Below are 17,698 nucleotides of genomic sequence, written 5' to 3'. Positions count from 1 at the left end.
CGGAATCCATTGCATAAAGCAGTTAGACTGGACGTTACCCTATCTAATCATGGCCTGTGAGCAGAAGTTCAACAAACTCATTCACTTTGGTCATCTTGTGGATTAATGGGTATAGCTATTTGATGCATTTGGTATTAATATTCCCGCCTTTTTGTAATGAGAGACACACCATGTCAGAAGCAACTAACAGCGAAAGTAAAAAAATCGATCTAGCCAGCATTTCTCCAGAGCTACGTAAAGTTATCGAATTTGACGAAGTTCCAGAGCAAATGTTCGAAATGGTTACCTCTATCCATGAAGTGTCTGAAGAAGCGGTACGTGAATCATGGGACGAAATGCCAGCAAGTGCACAGAACATTCTAGACAACTTTGAACAGTTTCATGCTCTAGTTTCTGTAGGCCAAGCATTCGCTGGTATTAATGTGATGGAAGAGTTTCCGACTCTTAATCTGCCAGAAAACATGACAGATGAAGATAAAGAAGAATACCGTGCTCAACTACTTGATAATGTGCTTCACAACTGTGTGAAAGACATGGTTAAGCAACTTAAGAAAGCACGTCGTGACCCACTTCTTAAGCGTGAATTCAAAGAAGTATTCGCGAAGTAATTCCGACATTCTTCTAGTAACAAAGGCCGCACTTTGCGGCCTTTTTTGATCATGAAGCGTAAATCAGTCTAAACGGTTAATGAGGCGCTAGTGCCATATCTTTTTGTGTCACACTGACACCTTTAATTTGTGCAAAAACACGGCTACCAACTTTTAGGTTGAGATCATCAAGGGCCCACGGTGTGATCGTTGCCCACAAATAACATTTCTCGTCTAGCTTGAGTGATACATTAATACTCTGCTTGTCATCGGCTGCGTTAAACGCCTCAATGGAATCGACAATAGCAGGCAAAATATTTCGAATCGACGTCGCCTTGGGTTGCTCGAGCGTGATAGAAACGTCGTTGGCACGCACTTGCAAGCGTATTGGCGTGTCTGGTGTTCCGTCAATCTTTTGCACCCACAGGAATACATTAGGTGCAAGGCTGATACAAGTCAGTGCATAACGTTCATGATGTTCAGCAATCCGGCCTTCAAATAAGCTGCTTTGATCTGAGAAAGATTGCCATGGACGCATAGCATGAGAAGCCCACACTTCCTCAAGTTTACCTGAACTCGAAATTTTACCTTGGTCAATAATTGCAAGGTGCTGAGCAAGCCTTAAAATTTCCTGGAGACTGTGTGTGACATAGATAATAGGGATATTTACCTTCTCCGACAACTCCTCGAGAAAAGGCATTACCTCACGCTTTCTTGGCATATCGAGTGAGGCAAGTGGCTCATCCATCAAAAGCAAATTGGGCTTAGATAGCAATGCGCGCGCAATCGCAACACGTTGCTTTTCACCACCAGAAAGTGATACCGGAAAGCGCTTTAGTAACGGTTTGATAGACAAGAGTTCGGTGACTGCATCAAAATACTCGTCATCTTTTTCTTTAACGCCATATAACAAATTGCCTTGAACCGAATAGTGAGGAAACAAACGTGAATCCTGAAACACATAACCAATACCACGCTTGTGCGTTGGTAGGTTGATTCCCTGTTCACTGTCAAACAAAACATGCTCACCAACCGCAACATACCCTTGCCTTGGAGTGACCAATCCGCTGATGATGTTAATCAACGTCGTTTTACCTGCACCAGATCGTCCAAACAAGGCACTAATTCCGTTACAAGGTAACTTAAGTTTGATGTCGAAGTCAGTCTCACCAAGCATTTGTTTAAATTGGACTTTAATCGTCATTGCTTCGCACCCAATCTGCTTGCCGCTTTACGATTTAGCCATTCAGAGATCATTAATGTAGACAAGGCTAACGCGATAGAAATGATACACAGACGAGCCGCCTGCATTTCTGCACCTGGCGTTTCAATAAAGTTGTACATTGCCAGCGGAATCGTTTGGGTCTCACCCGGAATGTTAGAGACGAAACTGATCGTCGCCCCGAATTCGCCAAGACTACGAGCAAATGACAGCATCGTGCCCGTAATAATTCCGGGAATGGTCAGTGGTAACGTGACGGTGAGAAACACTTTTAAAGGAGAAGCGCCTAACGTAGAGGCTGCGTGCTCCAATTTAGGGTCGACGCTATCTAAGCTTAAGCGTACTGAACGAACCATCAAAGGCAAAGCCACGACAAGACAAGCGACTACTGCCCCTTTCCAATTAAAGCTAAAGACTACCCCTAAGTTTTCATAGAGCCACTTTCCAAGGAACCCTTGTCGTCCTAAAGAAATCAACAACAAATAGCCGATTACCACTGGCGGCAATACCAGTGGTAAATGAATTAAGCTATCGAGAATCGATTTACCAAAGAACGTTTTTCGAGAAAGTAGCCAAGCAAGAAAAACGCCGAGAGGAATCAGCCAAAGTACTGCGTACGCGCCTACTTTGAGGCTTAACATTAAGGCTTGGTATTCCAGTTCTGTCACGCTTCGTTCCTATAATTGAAGGCCGGTTTATTGCTGAAAGCCATATTGAGCAAAAACGCGTGCGGCTTCGTCCGATTTTAGGTACTGGAAGAACTGCTCCGACTCAGTAGAATCATTCACAATTGCAGCCGGGTAAACAATAGCCGCATGCGTATCACTCGCAAATTCGCCGACAATTTTGACTTTATCAGTTAACTGAGCATCGGTTTTGTAGACCACACCTAAAGGCGCTTCTCCACGTTCAACCAACGCCAAAGCTAAGCGCACATTCTTTGCTGGTGCGACGTGAGTTTGAACCGCTTTCCATACACCCAGTGTAGTCAATGACTCTTTCGCGTACATACCAGCAGGTACTGACGTCGGATTGCCTAAAGCAAGACGATTTCCATGCAATGCCCTCTCCCATGCCTTTGCATCAGAAAAGTTAAATGAGGTTAATTCTGAAGACTGGGGAGCAATCAACACTAAGCTATTGCGCACTAGATTTATGACATTGTCACGATAAATGACGTCTTTATCGACCAAATAATCCATCCATTTCGTGTTCGCAGAAATGAATACATCCGCTGGTGCGCCATTGATAATTTGTCGAGCGATAGAAGAAGAACCACCATAAACGGGAGTGATAGAAACGTCATACTTTTCTTCAAAGTTTTGCGCGATCTCGTTAATCGCATTCGTCATAGAAGAGGCTGCATACACTTTTAGGTTCGTTGCTGCGTTTGCTGAAAATGAAATGCTTAATACTGCCGCAAGGCAAGCATGCTGTTTCCATGCTTTCATAGAGATACTCCAATACAAGGCAAGCGAAAGAACAGGTTATTTGAATATAAAGTTCAATCAGTTAATGTGCTATTTAAACAAAAAATCAAGGCGCATATGTTGTTCTATCGCATCTGCGATGCGATTAATGCCTTGCTCCTTTAACTCTTCAAAGTCTTGTTGTTTGATTTGGGTGCCGTTTACCCATTCTGATACCAGGCTTAAGACATCTGCCTCGTCAAAGAACCCGTGAAGGTAGGTTCCCATGATTTGGCCACACTCGCTGATCGCCCCTTCCGCTTCACCGGAACTGAATGTAAGAGGTTGCAGGCCCCGTACTTCACTTCGCCCTACATGGATTTCATAACCCTTTACATTGGCTGTTTTGCCGTTAAGAGAAAGCTGTGCTTGTGTGTTTGTAAGCTGTTTGCTGTTAGTTAGCGTCGTAGTGATATCAAGCAAGCCAAGTCCTTCGCTTTGACCTGGTTGGCCTTCGACGCCGTTTGGATCATCAATCAAGTTTCCAAGCATCTGGTAGCCACCACAGATACCAATCACTTTTCCACCAAGACGAATATGACGCAAGATATCTTTATCCCACCCTTGGCTTCTTAGATACTCTAAGTCGTCTCTCACTGATTTGGTCCCAGGCAAAATAACAAGGTCGGCTTTATCTATTTTTTCGCCTTTACCTACATAACGTAGATTGATATCTGGATTCAATCGCAGCACATCAAAATCAGTATGATTACTAATCCGGGTTAAAACAGGCACAACAACATTCAGTTTTACCTCAGAGTGCAACTCTTGCTGCGCAGTGATCGCGTCTTCTGCTTCTAAATTCAAACCATGAAGAAAAGGAAGTACACCAAGTACAGGTTTACCTGTTTTTTCTTCTAGCCAATCGAGGCCCGATTGCAATAAACGAATATCACCTCGAAAACGGTTGATAACAAATCCTTTTACTCGCGCTTGTTCAGATTCAGAAAGTAACGCAAGTGTTCCGTACAAATGTGCAAACACTCCACCACGATCAATATCAGCAACAATGATCACTGGTACATCAGCGGCCTCAGCAAAACCCATGTTTGCAATATCGCCTTCTCGTAAATTGATTTCAGCAGGACTCCCCGCGCCCTCGATAATGATCGAATCAAATTCTTGAGTCAGACGAGAGAAGGAATCTAACACCGTGTCCATCGCCACTTTCTTGTAATCATGAAAGCCAGCCGCATCCATATTGGAAATCGCCTTACCCTGCAAAATGATCTGAGCACCTGTATCACTGTTAGGTTTAATTAAAACCGGATTCATATGTACAGTTGGCTCAATATTACACGCCTGTGCCTGAACGGCCTGTGCTCGACCTATTTCACCGCCATCTTTGGTTACCGCACTATTTAGTGCCATGTTTTGTGGCTTAAATGGGGCAACATTTATCCCTTTTCGTGCTAATACACGGCATAAACCTGCCACAAGGACACTTTTTCCGGCATCCGAAGTGGTGCCTTGAACCATTAAAGATGGGATCGCTGATTTCATGAATGTTTGTAAGGAATAGAGGAAGATGAACAATCATAACGTCATCGTCCCCACTTACTCAAGCAAATGAATAGAATATGAATGTTGAAATCATCATTGGTTCAAACAAGCCCTGTTTTAATGACCCCATCAAAACAAACCGATGAGGATGTAACATGAAAAAGAATACAATTATCGCAACAATCGCCGCCTTAGCTATTGCTCCTTCTATCGCGTTCGCGAAAGATAACGCTCAAAACCAATCAAACTTGCAGTTTAACGGTCCTGTCACTGTGGAAAAATTGGATGCCTTGCTAAACGACTCCAATATGTTTACTGAAAAAGATGTGGTCGTTGAAGGTAACTTATTGCGTCAAGTTCGCGCGGATAAGTTTGTCTTTAGCGATGGTTCCGGTGAAGTGATGGTCGAACTCGATGACGATATTCAGCTAAATACTCCGATTGATCACACGACTAAAGTCCGTCTGTTTGGCGAATTTGAAGGCGGGAACAAACCAGAGATTGAAGTCGAACAACTCGTGGTCATGTAAAACAAACCCCGATTGCTGTGCATATCAACATGATGTAGTGACGATTACAGCTAAATAGTGACGGCAAGCACTTAAAATGATAGCTTTATCAATCTTGGTCTGCTTTTTGCAGACCATTTTTTTGTTCATTTTAATCATCTTGCCCGGAGACACCATGCTAGGTAAAGCTCTAAAGGTTGCAGCCTTTGGTTTGTGTGCTATTTTGCCACTTTCCGCACACGCAAATAATTTCAACTACAACACGATGGAATTTCGCATGGGCACTAGCCCTGGTACATTTGGTGGCGAGTTCAATACCTACTTTACAGAGAATACCCATTTCATTGCTCGCGCAGACAGTGAATTCAGCGGAGACTGGGACATTGCTGGTGGTATAGGCTTTAATGGGCCAGCAGGCCAATTTGCAGATATTTATGGCCAAATGTTGGTACACAACATTAAAGAGAACGGCAGTGATAAAGTGGGCGACGAGTGGCGCACGGAAGTGAATATTGGCACTCGTATTTGGTTTATGCAAAATGTTGAGCTACATGGCCGTATCGGCCAAATCATAGATAATGACGATTCGAACACCATTTACAATCTGGGCGCACGATTCCACTCAACTCAGCAACTATCGCTTGGTGCAGATTTCAAAAATAATGGTGTCTATGGCCAGCAAATTGTAATGTCTGCTCGTTTTGCATTTTAGTGGACATGACTATGACTACCAGGGCATCACAAGCAAGCATATGATTCAATAAAAATGGCCTCCAATTTTGGAGGCCATTTTTTGTTAATCACGAATCATTAGCTTGTAGCAGAAACTAGCTGTAATACATCAGTTTTTAGCGGTTTTTTTAGGTTTATCTTGCACATATTTTTTCGATACATCTACAACGGCGATATCTCTAAAAAAGCTTCGACCAAGCAAAATTGGAAACGTCATATGTCCGCGATCCGCTAACGTAAACTCTGTCTTTTCTTTGTGATCCCCAACGGTAATGTAGGCTTTTACCACCGCTCGTTTATCCACCTCTTCTGACGAAGACTGCTTAACTTTAGCCCAGCGCTCAACGGGTACTTTAAATTCTTTGGTGTCTTTGTCACCTAAATCTATCTTAAATTTAACCCAGTCTTTACCATCACGCTCAAACGGAACAATGTCAGTCGCACTAATTGATGATGTTGTCGCACCTGTATCGACTCTAGCCTTGAAAGTCTGGTCAATTTCAGGAACATAAACCCATTCTTCAGAACCAAGAATTAACATGCCATCGGGTGTTTTTGTGACCTTGACTGGCTTCTTAGGCTTTGGTTCCGGCTTTTTCTCAGGTTTCGCTTCTGGTTTGGGCTCCACCTCTGGCTTTGGATCTACATCAGGTTTCACTTCTGGCTCGACTTTAACGGGCTCTTCGACCTTTGGCGACTCTGGCTCAACAGGTTCCTGCGTCGTTTGAGTTGACGTACAAGCAATTAAACTGCCGCTCATCATAAGCGGCAGAATCAGTTTCCAGTTTTTCATCCACACTCCAATTAAGCTTGAGATACTTTCTTAATTGCGTCCGCTACGTATGGAATATGAGTTTCGGTAAGTCCGGCAATGTTAATTCGACCATCGCCAACACCATAAATGCCATAATCTTCACGCAGTTGCGCCATTTGGTTTCCACTAAAGCCTAGCACAGTAAACATGCCTTTGTGACCCTCAATGAAATCAAATTGATCTGTATTATGGTTGTTTCTCAACTCGTTACACAAACTTTGACGAAGGCTAACCAAACGATGTTGCATTTCACTCAATTCTTGCTTCCAAACGGAAGTGAGATTGTCATCTTGCAGAATGGTCTTAACTAAAGCTGCACCATGGTCGGGTGGCATCGTGTAAGTCGAGCGAGCTAGAGTGAGGAGTTTACCTTTTGCATTGGTTACATCATGCATGTTCTTACCAACCACAATCGCTGCACCAGTTCGTTCACGGTACAGACCAAAGTTCTTCGAACATGAAGTAGTAATCAACATCTCTTCAACGTTATCTGCCATAAAACGAAGGCCTTTTGCGTCTTCTTCTAGGCCATCACCGAAGCCTTGGTAAGCAATGTCCACAAATGGGATGAAACCGTTCTTCTGCGACAATTCTGTAATGGCTTGCCAAGCAGAGAAGTCAATATCCGCACCAGTTGGGTTGTGGCAACAACCATGAAGAAGTACCACATCTGAAGGCCCAGCTTTCGCAAGATCATCCATCATTTTTTCGGTGTCTACTTGTTTCGTTTCCGAAGAGAAATAGTGGTAGAACTTAACTTTAAGGCCTGCTGCTTCCATCACTGGCTTGTGGTTTACGTAGCTTGGGTTGGAAATCCAAACCGTCGTATCTGGCTGTGCGATCTTCATTAGATCACCGAGCATACGCAGCGCACCACTTGCACCTGGCGTTTGAATAGCTGCAACACGATCCATTGCAGACGTTCCCGTCAGTAGCAAATCGATCATGCTTTTATTAAATTCTTCGCAACCTGCAAGACCAACATAAGACTTGGTTTTTTGAGTTTCAACAACGACATCCTGCGCCATTTGAATGGCTTTCATAATCGGCGTTTCGCCTGCGCTGTTTTTGTATACGCCAATGCCAAGGTCAACCTTGTTTGGACGTTCATCGTTACGGTATGCAACGGATAGAGATAAAATAGGATCTAATACGGGAGTTGGGAGATTAGAAAACATGAAAGTCATAACCCTTTGAAATTCAAGTACCGAACCTCACGTTAACACCATCGCAAAAAATGACGAAATGATTTTTCACTTATTTCATCAATTAGAGAACAAAATTCTGGATTGCGGTGAGTTTTGTGCGCTCTATCGTTCAGAAAAAGAACGATTCACTCCTCGTTGTACCAATCCACTCTACCGTTTTTTCTAAACTCTCTTGGTGTCATGGTCGACCACGCTTTAAAACGTGTACTAAAGTTAGCGCTGGTCGGATATCCGACTATTTCTCCAATATGCTGAATTGGCCATTCTGTTGAACGAAGTAACCTAGCAGCATATTCCATGCGCATACGCGTTAAATGTGCCATTGGGCTTCGACCAAACTGCTTTTGAGTCAGTCGATGCAAATGAGGCTCCGAACATGGATATAGAGCCGCCACCTGCTCAACGCTCCAATCCTTATGGAGCTGACGTTGGACAAGGTCAAATACACGCCGAAGCCTCAATTGGCTGCGTGATATCGACTCTGAGGGCGGCATGTTTAACATCAGCTCTAACTGAGCCACACTATGCTCACCTACCGCACCACCATAATCGATTGGAAGGTTAATGCTGCGTAGTAACGTTTGGATACATGCATACATCACTTCAGGTGTAGATGAAAGCTGGTAGCGAACATCGCATTCTAATATCGGCCACTCTCTATCAGGAGCAAGAAAAAGCCACGCGATCTGCCAAGGTTCTTCTTCTATACCAAAACCGTTTTCAACACCTGCGGGTACTGTAATCAACGAGCCCGGTTCCAAATCGTATCGATAAGTCCCACTCTCTAGCCACCCTTTACCACGCACCGTATAGAGCAGCATGTGTTTCTTTTGGTTTTTACGATAAACAGAGAAGAAGTCACGACAAGTGGCAATGCCGCACTGCACAATGCCTCTCTCCTCAAGTGCTAATACTCGACTGTGATCAATAAACTCTTGATAAGTTTTTTCTGAAATCGCGTAGCGTTCTTGTTTATCTTCCATGATTTATTGGCTCACATGTGCGTTAGTAGAGAGTTTTACAAAGGTTTTGGATTCCTTTGAAAAATACACCGCCAAATCATGAGGATAAACTACTCGCATTAATCTTTAAGGAGAAATGCGATGCTCTTAACACGCGAATACATCGATAAAGCATTTTGGCAAAAGCTGATTACGATTGGCATACCTGTTTCACTTCAGTCCATGCTTTTTGCTTTGCTCGGCGTCGTGGATATTTTCATGGTAAGCCTACTCGGAGAATCTGCAACGGCAGCAGTTGGAGTTGGAAATCGTATCTTTTTCTTCAACCTAGCGGTTGTCTTTGGCCTGTGCGGTGCAGTTACCGTACTTGCTTCGCAATACTACGGCTCAGGAAACCTAGCCGGAATTCGCAGAACGTTGGCGCAATCTTGGTTTATTTCCATTTTGGTGACGCTGCCGTTTATCGTTCTTTATGCGATTTTTGATGAAGAGATCGTCTCTTTTATGTCAGACGATCCTGAATACGTCACTTATGCACGTGATTATCTTGTGGTTACGGGCTTTAGCCTCATTGCTACGGCGATAGTAGTACCGATTGAAGCGGTATTGCGCTCCGTGGGCCAAACCAAACTGGCAACCAACGTTAGTATCTCCGCCATTGTCGTTAACGTCGCGCTTAATTATGTTTTGATTTTTGGTTTATTTGGTTTCCCTCAATGGGGCGTATTTGGTGCAGCCGTAGGTAGTTTTGTTTCTCGATTTTTCCAAACCGCCGTCTTGATTTATTTTTTCTACAAACGATATGCTTACCTAATTCCGACTAAGTTCGATTGGGTACAAGGCCGCTTAAAACAGTATCGAAAAAAGTACTTTAAGGTTTCTTTACCCATGTTGGTCCACGATGCGCTTTGGACTGGTGGATTGATCGTTTACAGCATCATCTATGGTCAATTGGGCGTTTCAGAACTGGCGATCATCTCATTCTTATCACCGATTGAAGGGGTACTGATTTCAACCTTTATGGGATTTGCGGTCGCTGCATCCGTTCTTCTTGGGAATGATATTGGTGCAAAACATTATGACCGAGTCGAGAAAACGGCGTGGTGGTATGTGTTAACCAGCGCAATCTTAGCCACCTTGCTGTTTTTCCTAGTGTGGTTGAGCTCGCCCATGATTCATCACCTATTGGTACTGAGCCCGTTAACCGATGCAGACATGGCACTTAACGTATGTTTAGTCATGGCGCTAGGTATGATTTTGAGGGTGTTTAACATGGTTGGGATTGGCGGCGTACTAAAGAGTGGCGCTGATATTCGCTATAGCATTTTCATCGACACGTTCGGTCAGTGGGCTATTGGCATCCCCCTTACTTATTACACAGGCATGGTGTTAGGGCTGCCTTTGCATTTTGTCTTGATGTCTCTGCTCGCGGAAGAGTTAGTGAAAGGCGTACTGACGACTTACCGTATTCAATCTAAACGTTGGATAAATAATATGGTTGAAGATGACCAATCGGTGACGGCGTAACCAAAAAGACATTAACGAACTCACACCAAAAGGGCTCACCCGTTATGCACGCGTGAGCCCTTTTTATGTGCGGAGAATGCTTGATTAGATGTCCGTAAAGCGATGAATGATTTGGTTTGAACTGCCACGCCATTCGAGATTGAGGTCTTTCTTGTCTTGTTCAAACTTACCATCAATCAAAACATCGATGTATTGCACCACTTCCCTTTGCGCGTTATTCAGTTCCGTCAGCGTGTAGCCAGTCCAAACCCAAATGTCTTTACCTGGGCACTCCTCTCTCACCCTTTTCACTATCTTCAAAATATGAGGCACATTAGCAGGGTGAAGCGGATCTCCACCCGACAACGACAAGCCACGGCGTTTGATACGCGTGTCGTTTAAGTCAGCGATGATTTTGTCTTCCGCTTCTTGCGTGAAAAGTACACCAGAATCCAAACGTTGCGTCGACTGGTTATAACACCCACGGCACTGATGCACACAACCCGACACAAACAGCGTGCAGCGCGTACCCGGTCCGTTAACAACGTCAATTGGATAGTATTGGTGGTAATTCATAATGCGTCTCTGTGTTATCGCGAAAGAGAAAATCAACCTGTTTAAAGTTGATTTTCAAAGTGTTAAAACGAGTGGTAGTAAACCTTACAGGTGTTTAACTCGGCGCTTCACTTCTTCTTGCTTACCGAAGTTAAACGGGCGTGCATCTGGGCTGCCTAGGTAGCCACAAACTCGACGTGTTACTGATACTTTAGTTGAGTCATGGTTACCACAGCTTGGGCAAGTGAAGCCTTTACTTGTACAGTCAAACTCGCCGTTGTAGCCACACTCGTAGCACTCATCAATTGGCGTGTTTGTACCGTAGTAAGGCACTCGGGTGTAACTGTAGTCCCATACGTTTTCTAGTGCTTCAACGTTACGTTGCATGTTCGGGAACTCGCCGTAACAGATAAAGCCGCCGCTTGAGATTTCTGGGTAAGGCATCTCAAAGTCGATCTTGTCGTATGGGTTCACCTTCTTCTCAACATCTAGGTGGAAGCTGTTGGTGTAGTAACCTTTGTCTGTTACGCCTTCAATTACGCCGAACTCTTTCGCATCGATGCGGCAGAAACGGCTACATAGGTTTTCACTTGGCGTTGCATATAAGCTGAAGCCATAACCTGTTTCGTCAGCCCATTGATTCACAGCATCTTTTAGATGCTTGATGATCGCGACCGCTTTTTCACGCAAAACAGCGTCATCATAAACGTGCGCTTCTGTACCGAATAGCGCGTTAATTGTCTCGTGTACACCGATGTAACCAAGAGAAATAGACGCACGACCGTTCTTGAAGATATCTGCGATTGAGTCGTCTGCTTTCAAGCGAACACCACATGCGCCTTCCATGTATAGGATTGGGGCCACACGTGCTTTCACGTTTTCAAGGCGAGAGATACGTGTCTCTAGTGCTTTACGAGCAAGACGTAGGCGGTCATTTAGAAGCTCGTAGAATTTCTCTTCGCTTCCGTTTGCACGGATAGCGATACGAGGAAGGTTCAAGCTCACGACGCCAAGGTTGTTACGACCTTCGTGAATCAGCTCACCGTTTTCTTCGTAAGTACCAAGGAAGCTACGGCAACCCATTGGCGTTTTGAATGAACCGGTTACTTCCACTACTTTGTCGTAGTTAAGAATGTCTGGGTACATACGCTTAGACGCACACTCAAGCGCAAGTTGCTTGATGTCGTAGTTTGGATCTTCTGATTTGTGGTTCAAACCATCTTTGATGCCGAATACAAGTTTAGGGAATACCGCTGTTTTACGGTTCTTGCCTAGACCTGCAATACGATTCTTCAGAATCGATTTCTGGATAAGGCGTGATGCCCAGCTTGTACCAAGACCAAAACCAAACGTAACGAATGGTGTTTGACCGTTCGCCGTGTGTAGCGTGTTTACCTCGTACTCTAGAGATTGGAACGCGTCGTAACACTCTTTCTCAGTGCGTGCTTTTGCGAACTCTTCTGGCTCAGCAATGTTCCACTCTTTTGCGATCTCTAGGTGTTTCTCGTAGCTTGTGATTACGTACGGTTCTAGAACCTCATCAATACGGTTGATGGTTGTACCGCCGTAAATGTGGCTCGCGACTTGAGCAATGATTTGCGCTGTTACCGCTGTTGCAGTCGAAATTGATTTTGGCGTATCAATCTCAGCGTTACCCATTTTAAAACCATGCGTCAGCATGCCTTTAAGATCGATAAGCATACAGTTAAACATTGGGAAGAACGGTGCGTAGTCTAAATCGTGGTAGTGAATGTCACCCACTTCGTGCGCTTGAACCACATCGCGAGGAAGAATGTGCGTCTTCGCGTAGTGTTTCGCTACGATACCAGCCAACAAGTCACGTTGAGTCGGAATTACTTTGCCGTCTTTGTTCGCGTTCTCGTTGATTAGATCCAGATTACTTTCTTCAATCAAACCTTCGATTTCGCGAGTTAGTGCACTTTGCTTCTCACGAGCGATGTCGCGATCGTGGCGATATTCAATGTAAGAACGCGCTAGGGCTTTGTAAGGACCTTGCATGAGTTCATTTTCGACTAAGTCTTGAATCTCATGGATGTGAACTTCATCGTGTTCTCTTAACTGTAACTCGACAGCAAGAGCCACATTAAGAGCATAAATAGCGACATCTTTATCTTTGTTTTCCGCTGCTGCTTCAACTGCTGCTTGGATACGATCCCTGTTGAACGGAGCTCTTGATCCGTCGCGTTTGATTACGATTGGTTTCACTTTGTTCTCCTTACCCGAGCATACTCACAGAGTTATCCACAAACACACTATATGGGGTTGTTTTTTATTTTGGCAACACAATATATTGTGGCGTATTTAACGAGAAGCACCACTCGAAAACATTGATTTTGATCAATAAAGATTGGCTAGCGAACAAGAAGAAATCGATCTTATTGGCGTTGATCTCAGTTGCGAAGAAAACCATGAAAATTGCAAAATTGGTACTAAATCTACTTGCTATTTTTGGAGGTCTTGTAGGATAAAGGATGGAAAGGAATACGCTAAAAGATAGGAGTGCAACAGGCCAAAATGCGATCACTTTTTGTTACGTTAATATTACTTTTTAGTTCTCTTTCATTTGCTCAAAACTCCATCAATCTAACCAGTTGGAACATAGAATGGTTATCTATAGATGGTGGAAAAGTGTCGAGAACACCACAAGATTTTGAAAAGCTGACCCACTATGTGGATAAAACACAAGCCGACATTTTTGCTTTTCAAGAAGTCGAAAGTGCTGCTGCCATCCAAAAAGCCGTTGGCAATGACTTCACTATTTATCTTTCCGATCGTTCAAACGCCTCCAACCGACACCTTCAGTTTAACGACACCAACCAATACACAGGCTTTGCCGTGCGCAATGGCGTAAGCGTATTAGACAAGCCAGACTTCTCTATCACACGAGGCAACAGCAAGCTTCGCTTCGCGAGCTACCTTGTTTTAAATCCAAACCAAGAACACGAGACTCACCTACTCTCTGTACATCTGAAAGCGGGTTGCAGTGGCGCGTATCGTAATAACCGCGATTGTAAGATAGTGAAACAACAAGGACAGGCACTAGCTAAGTGGATAAAGGCGCGCGAGGACAACAAACAACATTATGTCGTGCTTGGCGACTTTAACCACAACTTGGGTTATCAAGGAGATTGGTTGTGGGACGTGATATCGGACAATACTAGTGCAAAGCTAGTGACTAAAGACACTAAAGCGGAATGTAAAGTGCGCTCTAATCGTAATCCGAATAAAACCCACCAATTCCGCTCGGTGATAGACCACATTATTGCGAGTGGTGATTTAAAGGCGTCGTCTGGTGTTCAAACCGTTTTCAAAACACAAGATGTACTCGACTATAAACTGAGTGACCATTGCCCGGTTTCTACGACACTCACTTTTTAGCGTTTAAGTACTCTTTTTAACGTTGAAGTACTTTCTTTATTGACGAACCACTCTTTTAGCGGTGAATGACCCAACCAACATTGCCGCTATAAAGAGCAGAACTTGTGTGTTGCCAGTAAAAAGGCTGGCAACCGCAGGACCAGGACACACACCCAGTAAGCCCCAACCAATACCAAACAGTGCTGCACCACCGACTAACTTTTTGTCTATCGTTTTAGAAGTCGGACAGACAACCTCATCACCAAACACAGATTCGCTTCTTGGCTTTATTAATAAAAGATAAGCAGGAACGAACACAACAAGTGCTCCGCCCATAACGAAGGCTAAGCTTGGGTCCCATGAACCGGTAATATCAAGAAAGCCGATCACTTTTGCCGGATCTGCCATACCAGAGACCACCATACCAATACCAAAGAGCACACCAGAAAATGCAACAACGGACATTTGCTTAATACTTTTCATTACGTGAGTTTTCATAACGACACTATTCCTCACGATACTAGCAAGACGGTTAACATGGCTGTGGCCATAAAAGTACACGTCGCGACCACAGAACGGATTGAGAAACGCCCTATTCCACAAATGCCATGGCCACTAGTACAACCATTGCCGATACGCGTACCAACACCGACTAACAAGCCAGCAACGATAACTAAAATAAGAGAACCGCTGTACTGATCTGGTACATGCCCGCCAAGAACATAAACAGCAAACAAGCCACCTAATACCATCGCAATTAAAAAAACAATTCGCCAAACGCGGTCTGCGCTCTCAACGGCACCGTTTAAGATCCCACTGATCCCAGCAGTCTTGCCAGTAAATAGCATCAGTGTTATCGCTGATACGCCAACTATTATGCCGCCCAACAGCGACATCCAAGGAACTTCAAACATAGCAACCGCCAAACTAATTACTTACAGAAAACTTGCTTAAACGCTTCAACCAGCGGACCAACTCTTTCATCAGAAATTGAATAAAATACCTGCTGAGAAACCTTCCTAGCTTTAATGATGTCGTGCTTTCTCAATACGGTGAGATGTTGTGAAAAAGCAGATTGGCTTAATGATGAACCTTCAAACAGTTCACCGACCCCTTTCTCGCCTTCAATCAGCTTACACATCACGATTAGGCGCTCTGGATGAGCCATAATTTTAAGCAGCTCACTCGCTTCGGTCGCACTTTGTAGCATACTGTCGCCCATTCTTATGCCTCTTCATTACTACATTACATTTCATTAGATATTACTAATTAATACTATTAAGTCAATGCTAATGTAGATTAAATAACATTAGACTCAGCTAATTTATTTAAGTAAGGTGTAGGCGTTTTCGATCATTCAGCAGGAGAAATCCATGAGCAAAATCGTGATTATTGGTGGGGTTGCTGGAGGTGCATCTGCAGCAGCTCGCGCTCGTCGTTTAAGTGAAGATGCAGAAATCATTATGTTTGAACGCGGTCCATTTGTGTCATTTGCAAACTGTGGCTTACCCTATCACATTGGTGGTGATATCCAAGAGCGCAGCAAACTGCTTCTTCAAACGCCTGAGAGCTTTTTAGCGCGTTTCAATGTTGATGTCCGTGTGATGAACGAAGTGGTTTCTATTAACCGTCAAGACAAAACGGTTACGGTTAAGAATTTGCTTGATGGCTCGGAATACCAAGAGAGCTACGACTTTCTTCTACTCAGCCCTGGCGCAGGTCCAGTTGTGCCGCCTATTCCGGGTATTGATAACCCGTTAACGCACTCGCTGCGCAATATTCCAGATATGGATCGCATCATTAAAACGATCGAAACCAACAAAGTTGAACACGCTACGGTCGTTGGTGGTGGTTTTATCGGTTTGGAAATGATGGAAGCCTTCCACCAGCTAGGCATAAAAACCACATTAGTTGAAATGGCGGATCAAGTGATGACGCCCGTTGACCGTGAAATGGCTGGCTTCGCACATGCTGAAATTCGTGAGAAAGGCATCGACCTTAAACTTGGCGTCGCACTTGAGTCGGTGAAATTCGTACCTAACGAGCACGTGGCAAGTTTCGACTCTGGTGAGAGCGAAAAACACCAACATCTAGAAGGTGAATTGGAATTAACACTAAACAACGGTGAAAGACTCACCACCGATATTTTGATTATGGCAATTGGTGTTCGCCCCGAGACCAAATTAGCGAAAGAAGCTGGCTTAGAAATCGGCGCTCTTGGTGGTATTTATACCAATGAATACATGCAAACCAGCGATCCTTCGATCTACGCTGTCGGCGACGCGGTAGAAGAGAAAGACTTTGTGACTGGCGAGCAAACTCTAGTGCCACTTGCGGGCCCGGCAAACCGTCAAGGCCGAATGGCAGCAGACAACATGCTTGGCCGCCAAGAAACTTACCAAGGTACGCAAGGCACGGCGATCTGTAAGATTTTTGATTTAGCCGTCGCTTCTACTGGTAAAAACGAGAAACAGCTGAAACGTGAAAACATCGCTTATGAAAAAGTGTATGTGCATACAGCAAGTCACGCGAGTTACTACCCAGGTGCAGAAACCGTGTCATTCAAAATGCTGTTTGATCCAGTAACAGGTAAAATATTAGGTGCGCAAGCAGTAGGTAAAGACGGTGTTGATAAACGTATCGACGTAATGGCAGTTGCTCAGCGTGCTGGTATGACGGTAGAGCAACTGCAACACCTCGAGCTCACTTACGCGCCACCTTATGGCTCTGCTAAAGATGTAATTAACCAAGCGGCGTTTGTGGCAAATAACATCATCAAAGGCGATGCGACCGCGATTCATTATGATGAAATGGATTCACTGACAGAAGACCAACTGTTACTTGATGTTCGTAATCCTGGTGAATTGGAGTCCGTTGGTTATCTTGAAGGTGCAATTAATATTCCTGTCGATCAACTACGTCGTCGCATGCACGAACTTCCTAAAGACAAAGAGATCGTGATTTACTGTCAAGTTGGGTTACGCGGTAACGTAGCATACCGTCAGCTGGTCAACAATGGTTACAAAGCCCGCAACTTGATTGGTGGATACAGAACTCTCAAATTTGCTCGCTTATAACTTGATAATAAAAAAGAGAAAACCACGTGCTTGGTTTTCTCTTTTTTTGCAGGAAAGAAAGCGTAGATCATTTACCTTCAATTGCCAAACGGACTGCTGCTTGAGCATGGATAGAAGTGGTATCAAGTAGTGTAACCTCGGTGTGACTTTGGTTTACAAGTAAGGCAATTTCAGTG

General features: G+C 44.2%; 18 protein-coding genes. 6 read left to right on the top strand and 12 right to left on the bottom strand.

The window, feature by feature from the left end:
• Positions 1-170 precede the first annotated feature (170 nt).
• Entirely contained in the window at positions 171-608 is a 438-nt protein-coding gene (locus IQR33_RS19510; protein ID WP_005376232.1) for a DUF3069 domain-containing protein, read from the top strand.
• Positions 609-684: 76 nt separating this feature from the next.
• Here the strand turns inward: IQR33_RS19510 and modC are convergent, their stop codons facing one another.
• From modC to IQR33_RS19490, 4 genes are all read right to left on the bottom strand, one after another.
• Entirely contained in the window at positions 685-1,791 is a 1,107-nt protein-coding gene (gene modC, locus IQR33_RS19505) for a molybdenum ABC transporter ATP-binding protein ModC (RefSeq protein WP_005388041.1), read from the bottom strand.
• Positions 1,788-2,477, bottom strand: a complete 690-nt coding sequence (gene modB, locus IQR33_RS19500) for a molybdate ABC transporter permease subunit (protein WP_017634621.1) — start codon at positions 2,475-2,477, stop codon at positions 1,788-1,790. The genes modC and modB overlap by 4 nt, the downstream gene beginning before the upstream one ends.
• A 27-nt stretch (positions 2,478-2,504) precedes the next feature.
• Positions 2,505-3,260: a molybdate ABC transporter substrate-binding protein gene (modA, locus tag IQR33_RS19495; RefSeq protein ID WP_047101088.1), complete on the bottom strand. Its 756-nt coding sequence runs from the start codon at positions 3,258-3,260 to the stop codon at positions 2,505-2,507.
• 69 nt (positions 3,261-3,329) lie between these two features.
• Complete coding sequence (locus tag IQR33_RS19490) at positions 3,330-4,781, bottom strand: cobyric acid synthase (protein ID WP_193837698.1); 1,452 nt, start codon at positions 4,779-4,781, stop codon at positions 3,330-3,332.
• A 155-nt stretch (positions 4,782-4,936) separates the two neighbouring features.
• Here IQR33_RS19490 and IQR33_RS19485 point away from each other — a divergent pair, with 155 nt between their 5' ends.
• Both IQR33_RS19485 and IQR33_RS19480 read left to right on the top strand, forming a co-directional pair.
• Entirely contained in the window at positions 4,937-5,311 is a 375-nt protein-coding gene (locus IQR33_RS19485; RefSeq protein WP_005376220.1) for a YgiW/YdeI family stress tolerance OB fold protein, read from the top strand.
• Positions 5,312-5,465: 154 nt separating this feature from the next.
• Complete coding sequence (locus IQR33_RS19480; protein WP_017634623.1) at positions 5,466-6,002, top strand: hypothetical protein; 537 nt, start codon at positions 5,466-5,468, stop codon at positions 6,000-6,002.
• 129 nt (positions 6,003-6,131) lie between these two features.
• Here IQR33_RS19480 and IQR33_RS19475 read toward each other — a convergent pair whose 3' ends face one another.
• From IQR33_RS19475 to IQR33_RS19465, 3 genes are all read right to left on the bottom strand, one after another.
• Positions 6,132-6,815, bottom strand: coding sequence for an ATP-dependent zinc protease (locus IQR33_RS19475; protein WP_005388032.1), 684 nt, complete (start codon positions 6,813-6,815; stop codon positions 6,132-6,134).
• 11 nt (positions 6,816-6,826) lie between these two features.
• Positions 6,827-8,014, bottom strand: a complete 1,188-nt coding sequence (locus IQR33_RS19470) for an aromatic amino acid transaminase (RefSeq protein WP_047101084.1) — start codon at positions 8,012-8,014, stop codon at positions 6,827-6,829.
• Positions 8,015-8,169: 155 nt separating this feature from the next.
• Positions 8,170-9,027 (bottom strand): AraC family transcriptional regulator, encoded by an 858-nt coding sequence (locus IQR33_RS19465; protein WP_025767758.1) that lies wholly within the window; start codon positions 9,025-9,027, stop codon positions 8,170-8,172.
• 120 nt (positions 9,028-9,147) lie between these two features.
• On the opposite strand from IQR33_RS19465, the gene IQR33_RS19460 reads away from it, so the two are divergent.
• Positions 9,148-10,533, top strand: coding sequence for an MATE family efflux transporter (locus IQR33_RS19460; RefSeq protein ID WP_193837699.1), 1,386 nt, complete (start codon positions 9,148-9,150; stop codon positions 10,531-10,533).
• 84 nt (positions 10,534-10,617) lie between these two features.
• On the opposite strand, the gene nrdG is transcribed toward IQR33_RS19460, so the two are convergent.
• Together nrdG and nrdD are read right to left on the bottom strand one after the other, a co-directional pair.
• Complete coding sequence (gene nrdG / locus IQR33_RS19455) at positions 10,618-11,088, bottom strand: anaerobic ribonucleoside-triphosphate reductase-activating protein (RefSeq protein WP_017634628.1); 471 nt, start codon at positions 11,086-11,088, stop codon at positions 10,618-10,620.
• Positions 11,089-11,172: 84 nt separating this feature from the next.
• Positions 11,173-13,293: an anaerobic ribonucleoside-triphosphate reductase gene (nrdD, locus tag IQR33_RS19450; RefSeq protein ID WP_005388026.1), complete on the bottom strand. Its 2,121-nt coding sequence runs from the start codon at positions 13,291-13,293 to the stop codon at positions 11,173-11,175.
• Between the two features lie 309 nt (positions 13,294-13,602).
• On the opposite strand from nrdD, the gene IQR33_RS19445 reads away from it, so the two are divergent.
• Positions 13,603-14,466 (top strand): endonuclease/exonuclease/phosphatase family protein, encoded by an 864-nt coding sequence (locus IQR33_RS19445; protein WP_104976081.1) that lies wholly within the window; start codon positions 13,603-13,605, stop codon positions 14,464-14,466.
• A 36-nt stretch (positions 14,467-14,502) separates the two neighbouring features.
• Here IQR33_RS19445 and IQR33_RS19440 read toward each other — a convergent pair whose 3' ends face one another.
• From IQR33_RS19440 to IQR33_RS19430, 3 genes are read right to left on the bottom strand one after another with little or no spacing between them, the layout of a single operon-like run.
• Positions 14,503-14,943: a YeeE/YedE family protein gene (locus IQR33_RS19440; RefSeq protein ID WP_017820171.1), complete on the bottom strand. Its 441-nt coding sequence runs from the start codon at positions 14,941-14,943 to the stop codon at positions 14,503-14,505.
• A gap of 14 nt (positions 14,944-14,957) precedes the next feature.
• Positions 14,958-15,371: a YeeE/YedE family protein gene (locus IQR33_RS19435; RefSeq protein WP_372036149.1), complete on the bottom strand. Its 414-nt coding sequence runs from the start codon at positions 15,369-15,371 to the stop codon at positions 14,958-14,960.
• A gap of 5 nt (positions 15,372-15,376) precedes the next feature.
• Entirely contained in the window at positions 15,377-15,667 is a 291-nt protein-coding gene (locus tag IQR33_RS19430; protein ID WP_005376206.1) for an ArsR/SmtB family transcription factor, read from the bottom strand.
• Positions 15,668-15,818: 151 nt separating this feature from the next.
• Here IQR33_RS19430 and IQR33_RS19425 point away from each other — a divergent pair, with 151 nt between their 5' ends.
• Positions 15,819-17,522 carry an FAD-dependent oxidoreductase gene (locus tag IQR33_RS19425; RefSeq protein WP_104976080.1) on the top strand — a complete coding sequence of 568 codons (1,704 nt, stop codon included), beginning with the start codon at positions 15,819-15,821 and terminating at the stop codon, positions 17,520-17,522.
• The last annotated feature ends 176 nt before the right edge of the window (positions 17,523-17,698 follow it).

The sequence above is a fragment of the Vibrio sp. OPT46 genome, from assembly GCF_015163535.1.
Classification (GTDB): Bacteria; Pseudomonadota; Gammaproteobacteria; order Enterobacterales; family Vibrionaceae; genus Vibrio; species Vibrio alginolyticus.
Note: the sequence above shows the minus strand (reverse complement) of the source record. Positions and strands in the feature narration are given on the sequence as shown.

Bases quoted from the DNA above. Each gene is read 5' to 3' on its own strand.
- IQR33_RS19510 (WP_005376232.1), top strand. From the start codon at position 171: ATGTCAGAAGCAACTAACAGCGAAAGTAAAAAAATCGATCTAGCCAGC.
- modC (WP_005388041.1), bottom strand. From the start codon at position 1,791: ATGACGATTAAAGTCCAATTTAAACAAATGCTTGGTGAGACTGACTTC.
- modA (WP_047101088.1), bottom strand. From the start codon at position 3,260: ATGAAAGCATGGAAACAGCATGCTTGCCTTGCGGCAGTATTAAGCATT.
- IQR33_RS19490 (WP_193837698.1), bottom strand. From the start codon at position 4,781: ATGAAATCAGCGATCCCATCTTTAATGGTTCAAGGCACCACTTCGGAT.
- IQR33_RS19485 (WP_005376220.1), top strand. From the start codon at position 4,937: ATGAAAAAGAATACAATTATCGCAACAATCGCCGCCTTAGCTATTGCT.
- IQR33_RS19480 (WP_017634623.1), top strand. From the start codon at position 5,466: ATGCTAGGTAAAGCTCTAAAGGTTGCAGCCTTTGGTTTGTGTGCTATT.
- IQR33_RS19475 (WP_005388032.1), bottom strand. From the start codon at position 6,815: ATGAAAAACTGGAAACTGATTCTGCCGCTTATGATGAGCGGCAGTTTA.
- IQR33_RS19470 (WP_047101084.1), bottom strand. From the start codon at position 8,014: ATGTTTTCTAATCTCCCAACTCCCGTATTAGATCCTATTTTATCTCTA.
- IQR33_RS19465 (WP_025767758.1), bottom strand. From the start codon at position 9,027: ATGGAAGATAAACAAGAACGCTACGCGATTTCAGAAAAAACTTATCAA.
- IQR33_RS19460 (WP_193837699.1), top strand. From the start codon at position 9,148: ATGCTCTTAACACGCGAATACATCGATAAAGCATTTTGGCAAAAGCTG.
- nrdG (WP_017634628.1), bottom strand. From the start codon at position 11,088: ATGAATTACCACCAATACTATCCAATTGACGTTGTTAACGGACCGGGT.
- IQR33_RS19445 (WP_104976081.1), top strand. From the start codon at position 13,603: ATGCGATCACTTTTTGTTACGTTAATATTACTTTTTAGTTCTCTTTCA.
- IQR33_RS19440 (WP_017820171.1), bottom strand. From the start codon at position 14,943: ATGAAAACTCACGTAATGAAAAGTATTAAGCAAATGTCCGTTGTTGCA.
- IQR33_RS19430 (WP_005376206.1), bottom strand. From the start codon at position 15,667: ATGGGCGACAGTATGCTACAAAGTGCGACCGAAGCGAGTGAGCTGCTT.
- IQR33_RS19425 (WP_104976080.1), top strand. From the start codon at position 15,819: ATGAGCAAAATCGTGATTATTGGTGGGGTTGCTGGAGGTGCATCTGCA.